This window comes from Achromobacter sp. HNDS-1 (assembly GCF_040084795.1).
Taxonomy (GTDB): Bacteria; Pseudomonadota; Gammaproteobacteria; order Burkholderiales; family Burkholderiaceae_B; genus Achromobacter; species Achromobacter ruhlandii.
Map to the genome: position 1 here is coordinate 904,789 of NZ_CP157584.1, position 16,932 is coordinate 921,720.

Sequence of the window (16,932 nt, forward strand, 5' to 3'; positions counted from 1 at the left end):
CCCATGTTCCTGCCCCGCCCCCTGTCCGCCCTGCTCCTGCTTGCCTGTGCCCTGCCGCTGGGCGCCGCCCACGCGGCCAAGGAATGCGTGGCGCGGTTCGACGCCAGCGCCGCCCGCTACCAGGAGGCGGTGAACGTGCAAAAGGGGCGCGAGACCGCCAACTGGCAGGAGCTGAACGCGCCGCTGTGCCAGGGTCGGCTGGACCTGCTGGACATGGAGTTCGAGCTGGTCGATGACTATGAGCAATGCGTGCGCGACGGCGGGGAATTTCCCGAGAAGACCGTGCGCGCGATGAAGGACCGGCCCGACAACCTGGCCGCGCTCAAGACCGCCTGGATCAATACCTGCGGCCCCTACATGAAGGAATGAAGGGACGGTCTCGCAGCGGGGGCCTGGCCCCCGCGATGCGCGGCCGCCGACCGCCTCAGGCCACCGCCGAGGCGGGCCGCGGGAAGAAGATGGCCCGCGCGGGGTCGAAGTCGTAGCGGTCTTCGAACTCGGTCGCATCGGCGGCCAATGCCAGCACCGAATCCAGGATGAAGTCGGCCTTGGCCTCGGACAGCAGCACGCTGAAATTCAGGCGGACAAAGCCCGGCTTTTCGATTTCGCGGCCATCGAGGATGGCCTGGCGCATGCGCGCCGATTCGGCCTCGTCGATCTCCAGCAGGTTGTGCACGTACGGGCCGGCGCAGGCGCAGCCGCCGCGGGCCTGGATGCCGAAGCGATCGCTCAGCATGCGCGTGACCAGTTGCTGGTGCACGTAGCCGCCCTGGCCGTCGCGCACGCGGAAGGAGAAGATCGGCAGACGCGGGGCGGTCAACGAGCCCAGCAGTTCCAGGCGGGGATCGCCCTGCCAGCGGGCCAGCGCGCGCCGCACGAAGGCGGCGTTGCGCCGCGCCATCAGGTCGGCGCCCAGCGCTTCCTTGACCAGCAGCACCAGCGCGGCGCGGATGTCGCCGACCACGTTGGGCGTGCCCGCCTCTTCGCGCGCTTCCAGGCTGGCGCTGTAGTCGTGGTGGCTGGGCGAGACGAACTTGACGGTGCCCCCGCCCGGGAAGGTGGGCGTGGTCGGCACGACCGCGTCGCGACGCACGATCAGGATGCCGGACGCGCCGGGCCCGCCGATGAACTTGTGCGGCGAGAACACGATGGCGTCGATCGGCGCATCGGCCGCGGGCGTCATGCGGATGTCCAGGTACGGCGCGCCGCCGGCGTAGTCCCAGATCATCCGGGCGCCGGCGCGCTTCACGCGGCGGGTGATGGCCTCGACGTCGGCGACGATGCCGGTGACGTTGGAGGCGGCCGACAGCGCGCAGATGACCAGCGTGCCGTCCGGCGCCCGCAGCGCGGCGTCGAGTTCGCCCAGGTCCGGGCCGCCCTGCGGGCTTTCCGCCAGCACGACGATGTCGGCGCCGCATTCGCGCCACGGCAGGATGTTGGAATGATGCTCGTAGGGGCCGATGACGACCCGCACCTTGCGCCCCGCCGCCAGGGCGGCCGGCACGCCGAACAGGTGCACCAGGCGGTTGATGCCCAGGGTGGCGCCCGAGCCGGAGAAGATCACGGCGTGCTCGTCGCCCGCGCCGCAACAGCGGCCGACCACGGCGCGCGCCTCGCGCCGCAGGCGCGTGATGAAGCCGCCGCAGAAGGAGGCCTCGGTATGCGAGTTGGCGTAGTACGGCAGCACGTGTTCCAGGACGAAGCGCTCGACCTGCATGAGCGCGCGGCCCGAGGCGACGTAGTCGGCGTAGACCAGCGGCTTGAGGCCAAAGGGGCCTTCGATGACGGCGTCCTTGCCGATCAGGCCGTCGGCCAGGCTGGCGATGATGTCGGGGGATTGCAGGGATTGCTGGAACTGGCGCAACGGCCCTGTGGCGGCCGGGGTCGCTTGGGTAGACATGGTGCGGATTCGATGAAACGGCTGGCAGGAGAATTATCGGAATATCATACGATGGAAGGAATTTTGAAACCTCACCTAAATTTTCCTTAAAATCGCTGAAAACAGATCATTTGATCGAATTCATGGAAAAAATTGACAAGTTTGATCTGAATATTATTTCCTGCCTGCAACGCGAGGGCTCGCTGTCGCAGCGCGAGCTGGCCGACCGGGTCGGCCTCTCGCAGAACGCCTGCTGGCGCCGACTGCAGCGGCTGAACGCCTGCGGCATCATCCGCGGCACCCGCGCCGAGGTGAACCTGGCCGAACTCGGGCTGGACCTGACGGTGTTCGTCATGATCCGCACCAGCCATCACGCCAAGGAATGGGCCGACGGCTTTCGCAAGCACGTGGAACGCCTGCCCGAAGTGACCGGTTTCTACCGCATCGGCGGCGACTGGGACTACCTGATCCAGGTGGTCTGCCGCGGCATCGCCGGGTACGACCGCTTCTACCAAAAGCTCATCACCGACTTCGAACTGTCCACCGTGACGGGCTTTTTCAGCATGGAAGCCATCATCGAGAACCGCCCGCCCGACCTGGGGCTGTTGCAGGAACCGGCGGGCACGGCATAGCGAGGGTCCGCGCGCCATCGCACGGCGGCGCGCATCCGCTCGCGCTGGGCAACCCGCACGGCGCGTGACGCGGCATGGCGCGCGAGGGGGAAGCCGGATTGCACGGCGGCCTCGGCGTCCCGACGATCCCGGCGCGACGCCGGCGCGGGAATAACTTGCGGTCATGAACCCCGGGGGCGACTTATATCCACGGGTTATCCCGGATGCCTGCATATCCACAAATCGTCAATAATTCGCCAACGTTTTATTGTCGATCCGTCCCCATCTGCCTCCCATGCCTGTTTCCGTCCGGGACGCCATTGTTTCCTCCTCCCATCTCGCCTCGTCCGCCCCGGAGCTGTCCGAGGTGGAGTTCGGCCTGATCATCGCCTCGCACGCCTTCAATCGCTGGATGGTCCGCTGCATGGCCTGTGCCGGGCTGCCCGAGCTGACCTCGCTGGACATCCTGGTGCTGAACCACGTGTTCCATCGCGGCCGTGGCAAGAAACTGGCGGACATCTGCTTCACGCTCAATGTCGAAGACACCCACCTGGTGAACTATTCGCTCAAGAAGCTGGAGCGGCTGGGCGTGGTGCAAAGCGCCAAGACCGGCAAGGAAGTGATCTACACCACCACCGATGCCGGCGCCGCCGCGATCCAGCGCTACGCCGAAGTGCGCGAGCAATGCCTGGTGAAACCCTTCATCGACTCCCCCGCCGCGGACGATGCCAGCCACCAGCTGGCCAACACCCTGCGCGCCCTGTCGGGCCTGTACGACCAGGCCGCCCGCGCCGCCACCTCGCTGTGAGAATCCACGTTGTCTAGCCTTCCCGCCTCCTCCGCCCAGCCGCTGCTCTCCGTGCGCGGCGTCTCGGTGGACTTCAATACCGAAAACGGCGTGTTCCGCGCCGTCGAGAACCTGGACTTCGACGTGCGGCCGGGCAAGACGCTGGCCATCGTCGGCGAGTCCGGCTCGGGCAAGTCGGTGACGTCCATGGCCATCATGCGGCTGACGGACTACAACAACGGCCGCATCGCCACGGGCGAGATCCTGTTCCGCGACAGCGACGACCGCGAGGTCGACCTGACCGCCGCGTCCGACGAACAGATGCGCGCGATCCGCGGCAACGACATCGCCATGATCTTCCAGGAGCCGATGACCTCGCTGAACCCGGTGTTCACCATCGGCGACCAGATCATCGAGGCCATCATGCTGCACCAGCAGTTGTCGCGCTCGGCCGCCCGCAAGGCGGCGCGCGCGCTGCTGGAGAAGGTGCGCCTGCCGGACGCCGAACAGCTGCTGGACCGCTACCCGCACCAGTTGTCGGGCGGCATGCGCCAGCGCGTGATGATCGCGATGGCGCTGTCGTGCCAGCCCCGCCTGCTGATCGCCGACGAACCGACCACCGCGCTGGACGTGACCATCCAGGCGCAGATCCTGAACACCATCCGCGAACTGCAGCGCGACCTGGGCACGGCCGTGATCTTCATCACCCACGACATGGGCGTGGTGGCCGAGATGGCCGATGACGTGGTGGTGATGCTGCGCGGCAGGAAGGTCGAGCAGGGCCCGGTGGAAGAGATCTTCCGCGCGCCCAGGCATCCCTATACCCGCGCCCTGCTGGCCGCCGTGCCGCGCCTGGGCAGCCTGACCGGCCGCGACCTGCCGCTGCGCACGCCGCAGACGGTGCTGGAAGGCGACACGCTGCGCGAAGTCGGCGAGACCCGCGAGCAGGACACGGCGCGCTACGACGAGCCGGTGCTGCGCGTCGAGAAGCTGACCACGCGCTTTGACGTCGGCCACAATCTGTTCGGCCGCGTCACCCACCGCGTGCACGCTGTCGAGGAAGTGAGCTTCGACGTCTACCCCGGCGAGACGCTGGCGCTGGTGGGCGAATCGGGCAGCGGCAAGTCGACCATCGGCAAGACCCTGCAGCAGCTGGTGGCGCCGACCTCGGGCGCGGTGCGCTACAACGGCCAGGACATCTTCTCGATGGACGCCGCCGGCCGCCAGCGCCTGCGCCAGGAAATCCAGTACATCTTCCAGGATCCGTATGCCTCGCTGGACCCGCGCAAGACCGTGGCCTTCAGCATCGCCGAGCCGATCCGCACCCACCGCCTGCTGACCGACGAGGCCGCCATCGCGCGCCGCGTCGGCGAGCTGCTGGAACAGGTGGGCCTGAAACCCGAGCACGCGCGCCGCTATCCGCACGAGTTCTCGGGCGGCCAGCGCCAGCGCGTCTGCATCGCGCGCGCCCTGGCCAGCGACCCCAAGCTGATCATCGCCGACGAATCGGTGTCGGCGCTGGACGTGTCGATCCAGGCGCAGATCCTGAACCTGCTGATGGATCTGCAGAAAGACCGCGGCCTGTCGTACCTGTTCATCACCCACGACATGGCGGTGGTGGAGAAGGTCAGCCACCGCGTGGCGGTGCTGTACCTCGGCCAGATCGTCGAGCTGGGCACGCGCCGCCAGATCTTCGAATCGCCGCAACACGCCTACACCCGCAAGCTGCTGGCCGCCGTGCCGGTGGCCGAGCCCGGCCGCCACATCGACACCTCGCTGATCGAGGGCGAAATTCCCAGCCCGGTGCGGCGCGTGGGCGACGAGCCGGCGATCATTCCCCTGGTTGAATTCGCGCCCGGCCACCGCGTGGCCCGCGCCGCCTGAACCTTTCGTTTTCTACACGTCGGCCCGGCCGATTTCCCGTCCCTGGAGTTGAACATGCTCTCCCTACGCAAAACCTTCACCGCCACCGCCCTGGCCCTGGCGCTGGGCGGCGCGCTGCCCGCGGTCCTGTCGACCGCGCACGCGGCCGGCACGCTCAACGTCGCCATCAACCAGGATCCGGGCAGCTGGGATCCGATCGACACCTTCGTGACCTTCTGGGGTTCGGTCGGCAGCAACCTGTACGACGGGCTGACCATGCGCGGCGCCGACCTGAAGCTGCAAGCGGGCCTGGCCACCAAGTGGGAATACCTGGACGACAACAAGCGCCTGCGCTTCACGCTGCGCCAGGGCGTCAAGTTCCACAACGGCGAGCCGTTCAACGCCGAGGCCGTCAAGTTCACGTTCGAGCGCCTGCTGGGCGCGGAAGGCGCCAAGGGCCCGCAGAAGTCGAACTACGACTCGATCGGCGAGGTCAAGGTGGTGGACGAGTACACCGTCGACTTCATCCTCAAGCAACCCGATCCGGTGCTGCTGACCAAGCTGGCCGGCTACGGCGCCATGATCGTGCCGCCCAAGTACATCCAGGAAAAGGGCGAGGAGAACTTCAACACCCACCCGGTCGGCACCGGTCCGTTCAAGTTCGAGAGCTACCAGCCCAAGGTCAACGTGACCCTGGCGCGCAATGACGACTACTGGGGCGGCAAGCCCAAGCTGGACAAGGTGGTGTACCGCTTCATCAGCGAGCCCGGCACCCAGGTCGCCGAACTGCAGGCCGGGCGCGTGGACATCGCCACGCTGATCCCGCTGGGCCTGATCGAGACGGTCAAGAAGTCCGGCAACGCCGACGTCATCTCGACCGGCGGCCCGGTCGCCTTCGCGCTGCGCTACAACACCAAGAACGGCATCACCCAGAACCGCGACGTGCGCCGCGCGCTGATCATGGCGGTGGACCGCGACACCATCGTCAAGCAGTTGCTGCTGGGCCAGGCCAAGACCATCGCCAGCTTCCAGGGTCCGCAGTCGTTCGGCTACAACCCCGAGCAAAAGCCGCTGCCCTTCAACCCCGCCGAAGCCAAGAAGCTGCTGGCCGGCGCCGGCATCAAGCCGGGCGCGACGGTGCAGATCGACGTGCGCGGCAGCGATTCGAACTTCCGCGAAGTGGCCCAGGCGGTGTCGGGCTATCTGCAGGCGGTGGGCGTGCGCGCCACCATCAAGCCGTATGAGACCGGCGTGCTGCTCAACGACATCATCCCCGGCGGCAAGACCGGCGAGATGTGGCAGAACCAGTGGGGCGGCTGGACCTACGACTACGACAACACGGCCTACCTGATGTACCACTCGGGCCAGAAGTGGAATCCGTACGACAACGATCCCAAGCTGAACGCCATGCTGGAAGCGCAGCGCACCGTCTATGACGTGAAGAAGCGCGAAGCCATGCTGCAGGAGATCGCCGGCTACGTGGCCGACCAGGCGCTGGAACTGCCGCTGTACAGCCTGAACACCATCGTCGGCGTGAACAAGCGCGTGAAGAACCTGGAAGTGCCGGGCGACATCCGCTTCCGGTTCGTCGATACGACCGTCGAATAGAGCCCACCCCCGAAGCGCTGCGCGCTTCCCCCTCGAGGGGGCATGCCAGGGGACCGGCAAAGCCGGCTCCCCGGCATCCCGCCAGGGGGCGGTGCTCGATTGGGCATCGTGATGTCTGTGTGGCACTTGAAGTATTTGACGCATTAACCCTACTGATTCGCCGGGGCGAAAGCCCTGGCGGAGCCTCATGACCGGATTTCTGATTAAACGCGTGTTGCAGGCGGTCTTCGTGATCGTGGCCGTGACGCTGCTCGTCTCCTACGCCGTGCGCCTGACCGGCGACCCCGCGCTGATGCTCAGCCAGGGCTCGGGCAGCGTCACCGAGCAGGACCTGGCCAACATCCGCCAGGCGCTGGGCCTGAACCGGCCGTTCCACGAGCAATACCTGAGCTACATGCAGGGCCTGCTGCACGGCGACTTCGGCCGCAGCTTCATGGGCGGCACCTCGGTCGCCAAGCTGGTCGGCGACGCGCTGCCGGCCACGCTGATGCTGGCGTTCACCTCGCTGATCGCCTCGATCCTGATTTCGCTGCCGCTGGGCATCCAGGCCGCCATCAAGCGCGGCAAGCCCACCGACCAGGCGATCCGCATCCTGTCGCTGGTGGGGCTGTCGTTCCCCAACTTCTGGCTGGCGCTGATGCTGGTGCTGCTGCTGTCGATCACCTTCCCGCTGCTGCCGCCGTCGGGCTGGAGCGGTCCGGCCAGCCTGGTGCTGCCGTCGCTGACCATGGCCATCATCCTGTCGGCCACCAACATCCGCCTGGTGCGCACCACCATGCTGGAGACGCTGTCGGCCCAGTACATCATGGTGGCGCGCAGCAAGGGCCTGAAGGAGCGCATCGTGCTGTACAAGCACGCGCTGCGCAATTGCGCCATTCCCCTCATCACCTACCTGGGCCTGCAGTTCGGCGGCCTGATCGGCGGCATCGTCGTCATCGAGATGGTGTTCAACTGGCCCGGGCTGGGCACGCTGGCGTTCGACGCCATCTCCGGCCGCGACTACCCGGTGCTGCAAGGCACGGTCACCGTGCTGGCCGCCGTCATCGTCCTGGTCAACCTGATCGTCGACATCGCCTACGGCATCGTCGATCCCCGTATCCGCACGCGGTGAGCCCCATGCAGACCACTACTTCCCCCGCCGCCCCCAAGGCAATCAAGCCGCGCAGCCGCTACCGCTCGCTGGAATTCGTGCTGGGCGCCGCGCTGACCGGCGTCATGATCGTGCTGGTGCTGGCCTCGGGCTGGCTGTTTCCCGATGGCGGCGAGTCCATGGACCTGACCGCCCGCCTGATGGCGCCCTTCAACAGCGCGGCCCACCTGTTCGGCACCGACCCGCTGGGCCGCGACGTGCTGGCGCGCGTCATCGTCGGCGGCAAGATCTCGCTGCTGGTGGGCTTCGCGTCCGTGCTGGGCGGCGCCCTGCTCGGCATCATCATGGGCCTGATCGCCGGCTACTACCGCGGCTTCTGGGACATGATCGTGATGCGCTTCGCCGACGTGCAGCTGGCGCTGCCGTTCATCCTGGTGGCCATCACCTTCATCGCCATCCTCGGCGGCGGCCTGTTCAACGTGATCTTCTTCATGATCATCTCGCAGTGGGTGCAGTACGCGCGCCTGGTGCGGGCCCAGGTGCTGGCGCTGCGCGAACGCGAGTTCGTGCTGGCGGCGCGCGCCTTCGGCGTGCGCGACCTGGCCATGATCCGCCATCACATCGTGCCCAACCTGCTGGGCCCGCTGGTGATCCTGATGACGCTGAACGTCGCCAACAACATCCTGCTGGAAAGCAGCCTGACCTTCCTGGGCCTGGGCGTGGATCCCATGATCCCGAGCTGGGGCGGTATGCTGGCCGATGGCCGCACCTACATGCAGACGGCGTGGTGGGTGAGCGTGTTCCCCGGCCTGGCGATCATGCTGACCGTGCTGGGCCTGAACCTGCTGGGCGACTGGCTGCGCGATCGCCTGGACCCCACCGGCAAGGTGTAAATGTATGCCCCCGCCCTGGGGCGGCCTGCTCCGGCAGGCAATTGAGGACTACTGACGATGGCATTGCTGGAAAAGACATTCGACCGCACGCTGGACGCCTGGATCCATGCCTACAAGGCCCCGGCGTGGCGTGGCGCGGCGGTGGAAGGCTGGCTGTTCGAAGGCGTCGACGCGCGCCGCGAGGCCGAGGCGCGGCTGGCGCAGGCCGGCGTGACGGCGCGCTTTCGCAGCGCCTACAAGCCGCTGCTGCACTACTTCCTGGAAGAAGTCGAACGCGACGGCCTGGTGGCGGTCGACCTGCGCTACCCGCGGCATGAGCATGCGCTGCCCAAGCGCTTCACGCTCGAAGCCTATCCGCTGGTGGCGCTGCTGCAAGGCGTGCGCGTGACGATGAAGCCCGGCGCGTCCGACCTGCACTACGACGTCACCCTCGTCTATGCCGACGGCCGACGCCGTGAAGATCGCGTGTTCGCGCCCAACCAGCTTGGCCAGGCGCAGGACGGCACGCCCGAACTGTCGCCCACCGGCTGGCTGCGCGTGCGCGACGCCGAGGGCGCCGTGCAGACCGACGCGGCCCAGGCCACCGAATACCAGCAGGCCTTCCGCAGCATCGTCGACACGGTGCGCAACCATCCCTGGGGCGCGCACGAGCCGTACTTCGACCGGCTGGAGATCCGCGTCGACCTGCCCGGCATGGACTTCGCGCTGCCGGTCGACGAGGAAATCGTCAGCACCTTCGAGGCGCTGCACGAAGACCTGTACTTCACGCTGCTGGAACACTTCCAGCACCACTCCGGCCGTCCCTCCGGCGACCGCGGCCTGCAGCCCGGCCAGATCATTCCCGACATCCGCCGCCACGACGGCGCGGCGCGCGTGCTGGTGACGCTGGAACCCTTCGCGCCGCCGGCGCCGGTGGCGCCCGTGGCGCTGGACGCGCCGCTGGCCGAGCTGCGCCAGCCGCTGGCGGCCGGGCAGATCGCCAGCTGCATGGCCGCGCTCGGCGGCGACAGCTTCCAGGCGATATCGCGCCAGGGCCGCCCGGTGCTGGGCACCTATCTGCGCGGCCCCGGCCCGGCGGTCTTCATTTCGGGCGCGCAGCATGCCAACGAGACCTCCGGCGTGGTCGGCGCGCTGCGCGCCGCGCAGGCGCTCAAGGCGCGCGGCGACGCCCACTTCGCGCTGATCGCCGCCGAAAATCCGGACGGCTACGCGCTCTTTAACCGCCTGCGCGAACAGCATCCGCGCCACATGCTGCACGCCTCGCGCTACAGCGCGCTGGGCGACGACATCGCCTACCGCGAACACGCGCCGTTCTTCGAACGCGAGGGCCGCCACCAGGCGCACGCCATCAGCGGCGCGCAACTGCACATCAACCTGCACGGCTACCCGGCCCACGAGTGGACCCGTCCCCTGTCGGGCTACCTGCCGCGCAATTTCGAGCTGTGGACCATCCCCAAGGGCTTCTTCCTGGTGCTGCGCCACCACCCCGGCTGGCGCGAGCGCGCCCGCCGCCTGATCGAGGGCGTGACGGCGCGGCTGGCCCGCAACGTGCCCGGCCTGGTCGAATTCAATGCGCGCCAGCTTGAACTATTCCACGCGCACGCGCTCGAAACCGGATTCGATGTGCTGAACGGCATCCCCGTGCAGGTCACGGAGACCGACCGGGAAGCGCTGCCGATGGCGCTGATCTCCGAGTTTCCGGATGAAACCGTGTACGGGGACCGCTTCGTTTTCGCGCATACTGTGCAAATGGAAACCGTCCTGGCGGCGACCGACATCCACCGCTCCGGACATTAGCAAGCGCCCGACATGAACATCCGAGAACGCAACCACGGCGACGACCTCGCCCTGGTGGACATCTGGCTCCGTTCGGTGCGCGCCACCCATACGTTCCTGTCCGAAAAGGAAATCCAGGCCATGTACCCGCAGGTGCTCAACACCTACCTGCCGTCGGTGCGGGTCTGGGTCTGCGAGGACGATGCCGGCGAGGTCGCCGGCTTCATGGGCCTGAACGGCAACAAGGTCGAAATGCTGTTCGTCGACGCCAACAAGCGCGGCAAGGGCGCCGGGCGGCGCCTGCTGAATTTCGCGCTGTCGCTGCACGGCAGCCTGCGGGTCGACGTCAACGAACAGAATCCGCAGGCGCATGGGTTCTACAAGCACTATGGCTTTGAAGACGTGGGCCGTTCGGAAACCGATGCCGCGGGGCGGCCGCGGCCGATCATTCATATGAAGCTGGCGGGCTGAGGCGGACGTCAGGGTCAACGCCCCTGGGGCGGCACCAGGAACGTCCTGCGCCGGCCCTGGGCCACGACCATCCTTACCAGCCGGCGAGAGGGCTCCGACGCGGGTAAGGCCGCACGGACACCGGTCCGATGAGCGTGCTGGATATATCACTCGACTGACGGCTTACCTGATTGCCTTTCCCGCAGGAGTGGAGAATGCTCTACACATGCGCCATGGGTGCGGTGTGCTACGCTGCACTTATCGTGTAACACATGAGAACCGCACCATGAGCGACGCTACCTTTACCTTTCGAGTGGATGAGGCCTTGAAAAACGAGTTCGCCATGGCCGCCAAGGCCCGAGACCGCACCGGCGCGCAGCTTCTGCGTGACTTCATGCGGGAGTACGTGCAGCAACAACAGGAAGCGGCCCAGCATGACGCCTGGTTCCGCCGCGAGGTGCAAGCGGGCCTGGATTCCGCCAACGCCGGCCGCCTGGCGCCGGCCGCCGAGGTCGAAACCAAATTCGCGGCCCGTCGCGCCGCGACCCGTCGCCGGCTTGAAACATCCAAGTGAGGGCATTGCGCTGGACGCCCGAAGCGATCCGGGACCGGGAAGCGATTTACGATTTCATCGAGGCCGATAACCCCGTTGCGGCGCTGATGCTTGATGAGCTGCTTGAACAGCAGGCGGGACGCCTGATCGATCATCCCGGCCTGGGTCGTCCGGGCCGTGTCGCTGGCACCCGGGAGCTGGTGGCGCACCCGAACTATCTATTGATCTACGACGTGAAGAACGATCTGGTGCGCATGCTGCGCGTGCTGCATGCGGCCCGGCAGTGGCCAACGCCGGATCCATCGCCGGGCAACCGTTGAATCCCGCGGTACGGCAAGGCCGGACCAACTGGCGGTTCCGCGCCCCCTACCCCGCCTCGCCATGCCGAGCCCGCCACGCCTTGAGCGCGGCGCGGTATTCGTCCATGGCTTCGTTGTAGGTGTCGTAGACGCAGGGGATACAGCCGCTGTTGCAGCATTCCTCGGGCGCGGGGGCCTCGGGCGGCACGGGCGGCGGATCGTCGTCGGCGGGCGGAGTGGTGTTCGGGGTATCGGGGGTATTCGCGGGACTCATGACCGCATGTTAGCGCCGATCGGCGCCGCTTCGTCCGCCAGGGCCCGCCATTGCTGGCGTCGGATCTCGTAGCGCAGCTTGCGCGCCTCGCCTTCGCCGGTGGTCTCGATCCAGCGCATCCCGCATTTCTCCATGACGCGCAGCGACGCGGCGTTGGCCTGTATCGCCACGGCGCTCAGCGCGTCCACCGGCAGGCGTTCGAATCCCAGCGCCAGCAAGGCGCGGGTGATTTCCGAGGCGTGGCCCCGGCCCCAACAGGTGGGCATGAACGCATAGGCGATCTCGACCCGCTCGATCTTGCCCGACAGCGCCAGCTTGAGGCCGGCTCGGCCGGCCAGCGCGCCGCTGTCGCGCTCGCTCAGCACGTACATGCCGTAGCCATGTTCGGCCCAATGCAGCATGTTGTGCTCGACGTAGCGCCGGCTGGCCGTGGCGTCGCGGGTGCCGCCCATGGTTGCCATCAGGGCGGCGTCGGCGTGCATCGCGGTGATGAAGGGCAGATGGGTCGACGACATGCGCTCGGCGCGCAGGCGCCGGGTGACGAAGGATTCGGGCAGCAAGGCGGACGGCATGATCTCGAAGCATGGACACACACGGTGCCTTGCATCATATCCATGCCCGTCCCTGCATGCCATCGCACTTTCGCTCCGTGGACACACCGCTGGCGTCGCGGTACGCGGCGCAAAGCGCGGCAATCGCGGCGGGTGCCGGTCGCGTCGGCGCGGCGGCCTGGGCAGGCCTTTCCCGCTAACCGCGCTTCAGGCCCAGGAAGCTCCAGTGCACGTCGGCGCGGTCCAGCATGTCTTCGCGCCTGACGAGGTGATGCGCCGACAGGCCATGCCCGGCCGCCAGCGCGATGGTCTCCTCGGCCGACACGTCGAACATGCGGCGGCCGGGCGGCACCGGACCGTGGCGCAGCGACATCAGGATCTGGCCGCCGGGCGCCAGCAAGGCCGCCAGCGCCGCCATGCCACGGGCACGCTCGTCCGCGTCCAGGTGCATCCAGACGGCGGTCAGCATGATCACGTCGAACTCGCGCCCTTGCAGGCCTGCAAGTTCGGGCAAGGCGTCATCGACCCATTCCAGGTTGGGCAGCGCGTGGCGCCGCTGGCCCTCGCGCCGCAGCTCGGGCGTGGGCTCGGCCGCCACCACCTGGTGGCCCATGCGGGCCAGCGCGGCGGCGTCGCGGCCCGAACCGGCGCCGATGTCGGCGATGCGCGACGGCGTCGCCGGGATCAGGTGCGCCACGTCGCGATGCACATCCGCGAAAGCGATGCTCTCGTACTGCTCGGCCAGGGCCGCGGCGTTTTCGCCGTAGCCCTGGGTGCCCGAGACCACGGCCCCGCTGCCGTCGACGGTTTGCGCGGAATCGGCGGCGCTCATTTGGCCTTGAGCGCGTCGTAGATGCGCTTGCCGACGCGGCCATCCTGCGGCAGGTTGCGCTTTTCCTGTTCGGCGCGCACCGCGTCGCGGGTCTTGGCGCCGGGAATGCCATCGGCGGTGCCGACGTCATAGCCGCGGGCGTTGAGCATCTCCTGCACTTCCTTGATCTGCGCGCGCGACAGGCCGGGGTCATCCGTCGGCCAGGCCGTGGCCAGCGCCGGGCCGCCCTGCAGGCGGTTCAGCAGCAACGCCACCGCCAGCCCGTAGCGGCGCGACTGGTTGTAGTGCAGGATCGCATCGAAATTGACGGTGGCCAGGAACACCGGTCCCTTGGCGCCAGTGGGCGCGAACAGGTAGGCCTGCTGGTCGTTGCCGCCGGCCAGCTTGAGCGCGGAGCCGTCGCCCTGCTTGAGGCCCGCCTGGGCCCACTGCGCGATGCTGCGGCGGTCCTGCGAGCCGACGTATTCGGCGTCGGGCGCGGGCGGAATGGCGGCGGCCACGTCGGCCGGCACGCGCACCTCCACCACCGCCGGCAGGCCGTGGGTCCACTTGGCGCGGCGCTTGCGCAGGTGATTGGCGGTCGAGGCCAGGGCGTCGGGCAGCGAGTTGTACAGATCGATCTTGCCATCGCCATCGCCGTCGGCCGCCAGCTCGTAGAACGAGGTGGGAATGAACTGCGTCATGCCGAAGGCGCCGCTCCAGGAGCCGACAAAGTTGTCGGCCGGCACCACGCCGTCGCGCAGCAGGCGCACGGAGGCGTAGGCGTTCTTTTCCCAGAGCGTCTTGTTCTCGGTGCAGGCGCGCGTCAGCCAGGCATTGAGCACGTCGGTCTTGCCGACCTGGCGGCCGTAGTTGGTCTCGATGCCGAAGATGGCGACCAGCGTGGCGGGGTCCACCTGGTACTGCTGGCTGATGTCGCCCAGCTGCTTGCCGTACTTGGCGAGCACCGCGCGGCCATCGGCCACGCGCTCGTCGTCAACCGTCTTGGCGATGTAGTCCCACCAGGTTTCGCGGCCCTCGGGCTGGCCCTGGGCGGACGCCACGGTGGTGGGCAGCAGCTTGGCCTTGGCGGTGTACTTGTCCCAGTCGGCCAGGGTCAGGCCGTTGGCGGTGGCGCCCTTGCGCAGCTTGGCGATACACGCCTTGGTGTCGAGTTCGGTCGGGATGATGACCGTGGGCGCGGCGGGGGTGGCGGTGGCGGCCGGTGCGGCGGTTGCGGCGGGCGCGGGGGTCGCGGCCGGCGAGGCAGGCGCATGGGCCGGCGCCGCCGCGGGCGTGGCGGCCGGGGCGGGGGCAGGCGCCGCGGTGGCGGGCGCGGCGTCGGGCACGCGCACGTTCGTCGGCGGGGCGGCCGCCGAATCGTCCGGCGCCGCCGCGGGCGCGGCGGCAGGGGCCGCGGCCGGCGTGGCCGGATCGTCGAAGCTGCGCTTGGGCGTCAGCACCGGTCCGGACGGGGAAGGCTGGGCCCCCGGACTGCGCGTACCGGTGGCCGAAGAAGGCGACTGGGCCTGGGCGGCGCCCAAGGCGGCGACGCTCAGCGTGGCGGCCAGGACGGCGCGCGCCAGGGGATCGATTCGGGTGCGAAGCGCATTCTGTCGCATGGTAATCCTGAAAAATCGAAGTCAGCCCGGATCGTACCGCGAGCGGGCGCCGAAATCGAACCGGAAAGCACGCGTGGATACGGGCGGTTACCCGACGGCTACCGGCCCGTGGCCGACGGCCCGAACCAATACTGCGAGCGCACCTCATCCGACGAATACCACGGCAGCAGGCCGATGCTGTGCGACTCGCGCTGCACGCTCACCAGCAATCCGCCCGCCTGTGGCCGCAGCAGCGCCACGGTGCGGAACACGCCCATGGATTCATACTGGCGCCAGTCGCGCCGGGCGCTGATCCAGTAGCGGCCCTGGGTGCAGCCGCCGAAGTGCTGGATGTCGGTCCGGGCCAGCGGCGGGCCATCCGCCGGACCGGGGGAGCCCGCCGTGCCGTCGCGCAACGGCAGCAGGCCGGTGAAGCGGCCGCCCTGGCCGTCATCGGCCAGGATCCGCCAGCCTTCCGGCGCCGCCGCGAAGGTGACGCTGGCGGCCGCCGTGGGGCGCCAGGCATGTTCCGAGGTATCCGGCAGGCCCGCCAGATCCAGGGTGTAGGCCAGGAATTGGCGCAGGTCGGCCATGCCGGCGGCGCCCTCGCCCGCAGGCGGCTCACCCCGCGGTTCACCCGCCACCCGGTAGGTGCCGGACAGGTCGGGGCACTGCGCCGGATCGGACGGCAGCGTCAGCGCGGTGCCTTCCTTGAACGGCGGCCAGGTCACGCGCACGGTGTCCACGGTCGACACGCCGCAGCCGGCCAGCGCCGCCAGCGCCAGCCCCGTCATCAGCCATCGTCGCGCGGCCCCGGGCCGCCCGGATTCCCGTCTTGTCGTCATACGCATCGCACCTGCGCCTCCCTGGCGACGAACTATACCGAAACGCCAGGGCCGCGTTGCCAAGGGCCCGGCGCGGGTCAATAATCGGCGCATCGCCACTGCCCTGCCCGCCATGACGCCCTTCAAAGGAAAACTCCGCACCCGGCACCTGGAAATCGTGCTGACGGTGGCCGAGCTGGGCAATCTGTCCAAGGCGGCGGCGCAGCTGCACAGCACGCAGTCCGGCCTGTCGCGCGCCATTGCCGAGATCGAGGAACTGGTGGGCGCGCGGCTGTTCGAGCGCACCGCCCGCGGCACCAGCTGTACGCCGCTGGGCGAGGCCATGTGCCGCCACGCGCGCCAGCTGCTGACGGGATTCCGCAAGGCCGAGATCGACCTGGCGGCGCTGTCGCGCGGCGACGAGGGCAGCCTGACGGTGGGCTGCTTTTCGATGTTTGCCGGCTGGCCGGTGGCGCAGGCGGCGACGCGCTTTCGCGAGACCTATCCGCGCATCACCCTGACGCTGGAGATCGGCACCCATGAACGCCTGATCGAAGACCTGGACGCGGGCGCGCTGGATGTGCTGATCAGCCGCTTCTCGTCCACGGTGGACCCGCGCATCTACCGCTCGGCCAACCTGCTGGACGATCCGGTGGTGCTGGTGTGCGCCCCCGGCCATCCGCTGGCGGAGCGCGCCGATGCCACGCTGGCCGAGTGCGTGGCCTATCCCTGGATCACCGCCCTGCCCGGCAGCCGTATCCGCGGTGAACTGGAAATGGTGCTGCATCGCGAGGGGCTGCCGATTCCGGATATGATCGGCGCCCTGTCGCTGGAATTCGGCCGCGAGATGCTGACGGTCGGTCCCTACCTGTGGATGCTGCCGGGCAGCGTCGCGGCGGTGCGCGCGGCACGCGGCGAAGTGGTGGTGCTGGCGGCCCGGCCGGCGCTGCGCAAATCGCCGCTGGCCGCCATCTGGCGCCGCGACCGCCCCAGCACGCGCCAGGCGCGCGCATTCGCCGACACCGTGGCGCAGGCCATCAATACCTCGACTTAGGAGCACCC

At 68.5% G+C, this 16,932-nt stretch carries 18 protein-coding genes; 12 read left to right on the forward strand and 6 right to left on the reverse strand.

What is annotated here, in order from left to right:
* Nucleotides 1-3: 3 nt before the first annotated feature.
* Nucleotides 4-369: a hypothetical protein gene (locus ABFG95_RS04025; protein ID WP_063580081.1), complete on the forward strand. Its 366-nt coding sequence runs from the start codon at nucleotides 4-6 to the stop codon at nucleotides 367-369.
* A 55-nt stretch (nucleotides 370-424) separates the two neighbouring features.
* Here ABFG95_RS04025 and ABFG95_RS04030 read toward each other — a convergent pair whose 3' ends face one another.
* On the reverse strand, nucleotides 425-1,900 hold the full coding sequence (locus ABFG95_RS04030) for an aminotransferase class V-fold PLP-dependent enzyme (protein WP_059271580.1): 1,476 nt from the start codon (nucleotides 1,898-1,900) through the stop codon (nucleotides 425-427).
* 122 nt (nucleotides 1,901-2,022) lie between these two features.
* On the opposite strand from ABFG95_RS04030, the gene ABFG95_RS04035 reads away from it, so the two are divergent.
* From ABFG95_RS04035 to ABFG95_RS04080, 10 genes are all read left to right on the forward strand, one after another.
* Nucleotides 2,023-2,511, forward strand: a complete 489-nt coding sequence (locus ABFG95_RS04035; RefSeq protein WP_336725818.1) for an Lrp/AsnC family transcriptional regulator — start codon at nucleotides 2,023-2,025, stop codon at nucleotides 2,509-2,511.
* Between the two features lie 274 nt (nucleotides 2,512-2,785).
* Nucleotides 2,786-3,298, forward strand: a complete 513-nt coding sequence (locus ABFG95_RS04040) for a winged helix DNA-binding protein (protein ID WP_054415947.1) — start codon at nucleotides 2,786-2,788, stop codon at nucleotides 3,296-3,298.
* Nucleotides 3,299-3,307: 9 nt separating this feature from the next.
* Nucleotides 3,308-5,161, forward strand: coding sequence for a dipeptide ABC transporter ATP-binding protein (locus ABFG95_RS04045; RefSeq protein WP_348995475.1), 1,854 nt, complete (start codon nucleotides 3,308-3,310; stop codon nucleotides 5,159-5,161).
* 54 nt (nucleotides 5,162-5,215) lie between these two features.
* A complete protein-coding gene (locus tag ABFG95_RS04050; protein WP_348995476.1) occupies nucleotides 5,216-6,748 on the forward strand; it encodes an ABC transporter substrate-binding protein in 1,533 nt (510 codons plus the stop codon).
* A 187-nt stretch (nucleotides 6,749-6,935) separates the two neighbouring features.
* Nucleotides 6,936-7,859, forward strand: a complete 924-nt coding sequence (locus tag ABFG95_RS04055; RefSeq protein WP_348995477.1) for an ABC transporter permease — start codon at nucleotides 6,936-6,938, stop codon at nucleotides 7,857-7,859.
* Nucleotides 7,860-7,864: 5 nt separating this feature from the next.
* The gene (locus ABFG95_RS04060; RefSeq protein ID WP_054415949.1) at nucleotides 7,865-8,731 is read left to right on the forward strand and encodes an ABC transporter permease; all 867 of its coding nucleotides are present in this window, start codon (nucleotides 7,865-7,867) and stop codon (nucleotides 8,729-8,731) included.
* Nucleotides 8,732-8,788: 57 nt separating this feature from the next.
* Entirely contained in the window at nucleotides 8,789-10,528 is a 1,740-nt protein-coding gene (locus tag ABFG95_RS04065) for a peptidase M14 (RefSeq protein WP_348995478.1), read from the forward strand.
* Nucleotides 10,529-10,540: 12 nt separating this feature from the next.
* Nucleotides 10,541-10,978, forward strand: a complete 438-nt coding sequence (locus tag ABFG95_RS04070) for an acetyltransferase (RefSeq protein ID WP_054415951.1) — start codon at nucleotides 10,541-10,543, stop codon at nucleotides 10,976-10,978.
* Between the two features lie 265 nt (nucleotides 10,979-11,243).
* Nucleotides 11,244-11,531 carry a hypothetical protein gene (locus ABFG95_RS04075; protein ID WP_068952646.1) on the forward strand — a complete coding sequence of 96 codons (288 nt, stop codon included), beginning with the start codon at nucleotides 11,244-11,246 and terminating at the stop codon, nucleotides 11,529-11,531.
* On the forward strand, nucleotides 11,528-11,830 hold the full coding sequence (locus tag ABFG95_RS04080) for a type II toxin-antitoxin system mRNA interferase toxin, RelE/StbE family (RefSeq protein ID WP_063570310.1): 303 nt from the start codon (nucleotides 11,528-11,530) through the stop codon (nucleotides 11,828-11,830). The genes ABFG95_RS04075 and ABFG95_RS04080 overlap by 4 nt, the downstream gene beginning before the upstream one ends.
* Nucleotides 11,831-11,876: 46 nt before the next feature.
* On the opposite strand, the gene ABFG95_RS04085 is transcribed toward ABFG95_RS04080, so the two are convergent.
* From ABFG95_RS04085 to ABFG95_RS04105, 5 genes are all read right to left on the reverse strand, one after another.
* The gene (locus tag ABFG95_RS04085; protein ID WP_053514712.1) at nucleotides 11,877-12,083 is read right to left on the reverse strand and encodes an oxidoreductase-like domain-containing protein; all 207 of its coding nucleotides are present in this window, start codon (nucleotides 12,081-12,083) and stop codon (nucleotides 11,877-11,879) included.
* Complete coding sequence (locus ABFG95_RS04090) at nucleotides 12,080-12,655, reverse strand: GNAT family N-acetyltransferase (RefSeq protein WP_348995479.1); 576 nt, start codon at nucleotides 12,653-12,655, stop codon at nucleotides 12,080-12,082. The genes ABFG95_RS04085 and ABFG95_RS04090 overlap by 4 nt, the downstream gene beginning before the upstream one ends.
* 175 nt (nucleotides 12,656-12,830) lie before the next feature.
* Complete coding sequence (locus tag ABFG95_RS04095) at nucleotides 12,831-13,466, reverse strand: class I SAM-dependent methyltransferase (RefSeq protein ID WP_059271593.1); 636 nt, start codon at nucleotides 13,464-13,466, stop codon at nucleotides 12,831-12,833.
* Complete coding sequence (locus ABFG95_RS04100; RefSeq protein ID WP_059271594.1) at nucleotides 13,463-15,067, reverse strand: lytic murein transglycosylase; 1,605 nt, start codon at nucleotides 15,065-15,067, stop codon at nucleotides 13,463-13,465. The genes ABFG95_RS04095 and ABFG95_RS04100 overlap by 4 nt, the downstream gene beginning before the upstream one ends.
* Nucleotides 15,068-15,165: 98 nt before the next feature.
* Nucleotides 15,166-15,891: a hypothetical protein gene (locus tag ABFG95_RS04105; RefSeq protein ID WP_348995480.1), complete on the reverse strand. Its 726-nt coding sequence runs from the start codon at nucleotides 15,889-15,891 to the stop codon at nucleotides 15,166-15,168.
* 112 nt (nucleotides 15,892-16,003) lie between these two features.
* Between ABFG95_RS04105 and ABFG95_RS04110 the strand changes: the two genes are divergently transcribed.
* Nucleotides 16,004-16,924, forward strand: coding sequence for a LysR family transcriptional regulator (locus ABFG95_RS04110; RefSeq protein WP_059271596.1), 921 nt, complete (start codon nucleotides 16,004-16,006; stop codon nucleotides 16,922-16,924).
* The last annotated feature ends 8 nt before the right edge of the window (nucleotides 16,925-16,932 follow it).

Bases quoted from the DNA above. Each gene is read 5' to 3' on its own strand.
- ABFG95_RS04050 (WP_348995476.1), top strand. From the start codon at position 5,216: ATGCTCTCCCTACGCAAAACCTTCACCGCCACCGCCCTGGCCCTGGCG.
- ABFG95_RS04035 (WP_336725818.1), top strand. From the start codon at position 2,023: ATGGAAAAAATTGACAAGTTTGATCTGAATATTATTTCCTGCCTGCAA.
- ABFG95_RS04100 (WP_059271594.1), bottom strand. From the start codon at position 15,067: ATGCGACAGAATGCGCTTCGCACCCGAATCGATCCCCTGGCGCGCGCC.
- ABFG95_RS04065 (WP_348995478.1), top strand. From the start codon at position 8,789: ATGGCATTGCTGGAAAAGACATTCGACCGCACGCTGGACGCCTGGATC.
- ABFG95_RS04090 (WP_348995479.1), bottom strand. From the start codon at position 12,655: ATGCCGTCCGCCTTGCTGCCCGAATCCTTCGTCACCCGGCGCCTGCGC.
- ABFG95_RS04110 (WP_059271596.1), top strand. From the start codon at position 16,004: ATGACGCCCTTCAAAGGAAAACTCCGCACCCGGCACCTGGAAATCGTG.
- ABFG95_RS04030 (WP_059271580.1), bottom strand. From the start codon at position 1,900: ATGTCTACCCAAGCGACCCCGGCCGCCACAGGGCCGTTGCGCCAGTTC.
- ABFG95_RS04075 (WP_068952646.1), top strand. From the start codon at position 11,244: ATGAGCGACGCTACCTTTACCTTTCGAGTGGATGAGGCCTTGAAAAAC.
- ABFG95_RS04040 (WP_054415947.1), top strand. From the start codon at position 2,786: ATGCCTGTTTCCGTCCGGGACGCCATTGTTTCCTCCTCCCATCTCGCC.
- ABFG95_RS04055 (WP_348995477.1), top strand. From the start codon at position 6,936: ATGACCGGATTTCTGATTAAACGCGTGTTGCAGGCGGTCTTCGTGATC.
- ABFG95_RS04025 (WP_063580081.1), top strand. From the start codon at position 4: ATGTTCCTGCCCCGCCCCCTGTCCGCCCTGCTCCTGCTTGCCTGTGCC.
- ABFG95_RS04095 (WP_059271593.1), bottom strand. From the start codon at position 13,466: ATGAGCGCCGCCGATTCCGCGCAAACCGTCGACGGCAGCGGGGCCGTG.
- ABFG95_RS04060 (WP_054415949.1), top strand. From the start codon at position 7,865: ATGCAGACCACTACTTCCCCCGCCGCCCCCAAGGCAATCAAGCCGCGC.
- ABFG95_RS04105 (WP_348995480.1), bottom strand. From the start codon at position 15,891: ATGACGACAAGACGGGAATCCGGGCGGCCCGGGGCCGCGCGACGATGG.
- ABFG95_RS04085 (WP_053514712.1), bottom strand. From the start codon at position 12,083: ATGAGTCCCGCGAATACCCCCGATACCCCGAACACCACTCCGCCCGCC.
- ABFG95_RS04070 (WP_054415951.1), top strand. From the start codon at position 10,541: ATGAACATCCGAGAACGCAACCACGGCGACGACCTCGCCCTGGTGGAC.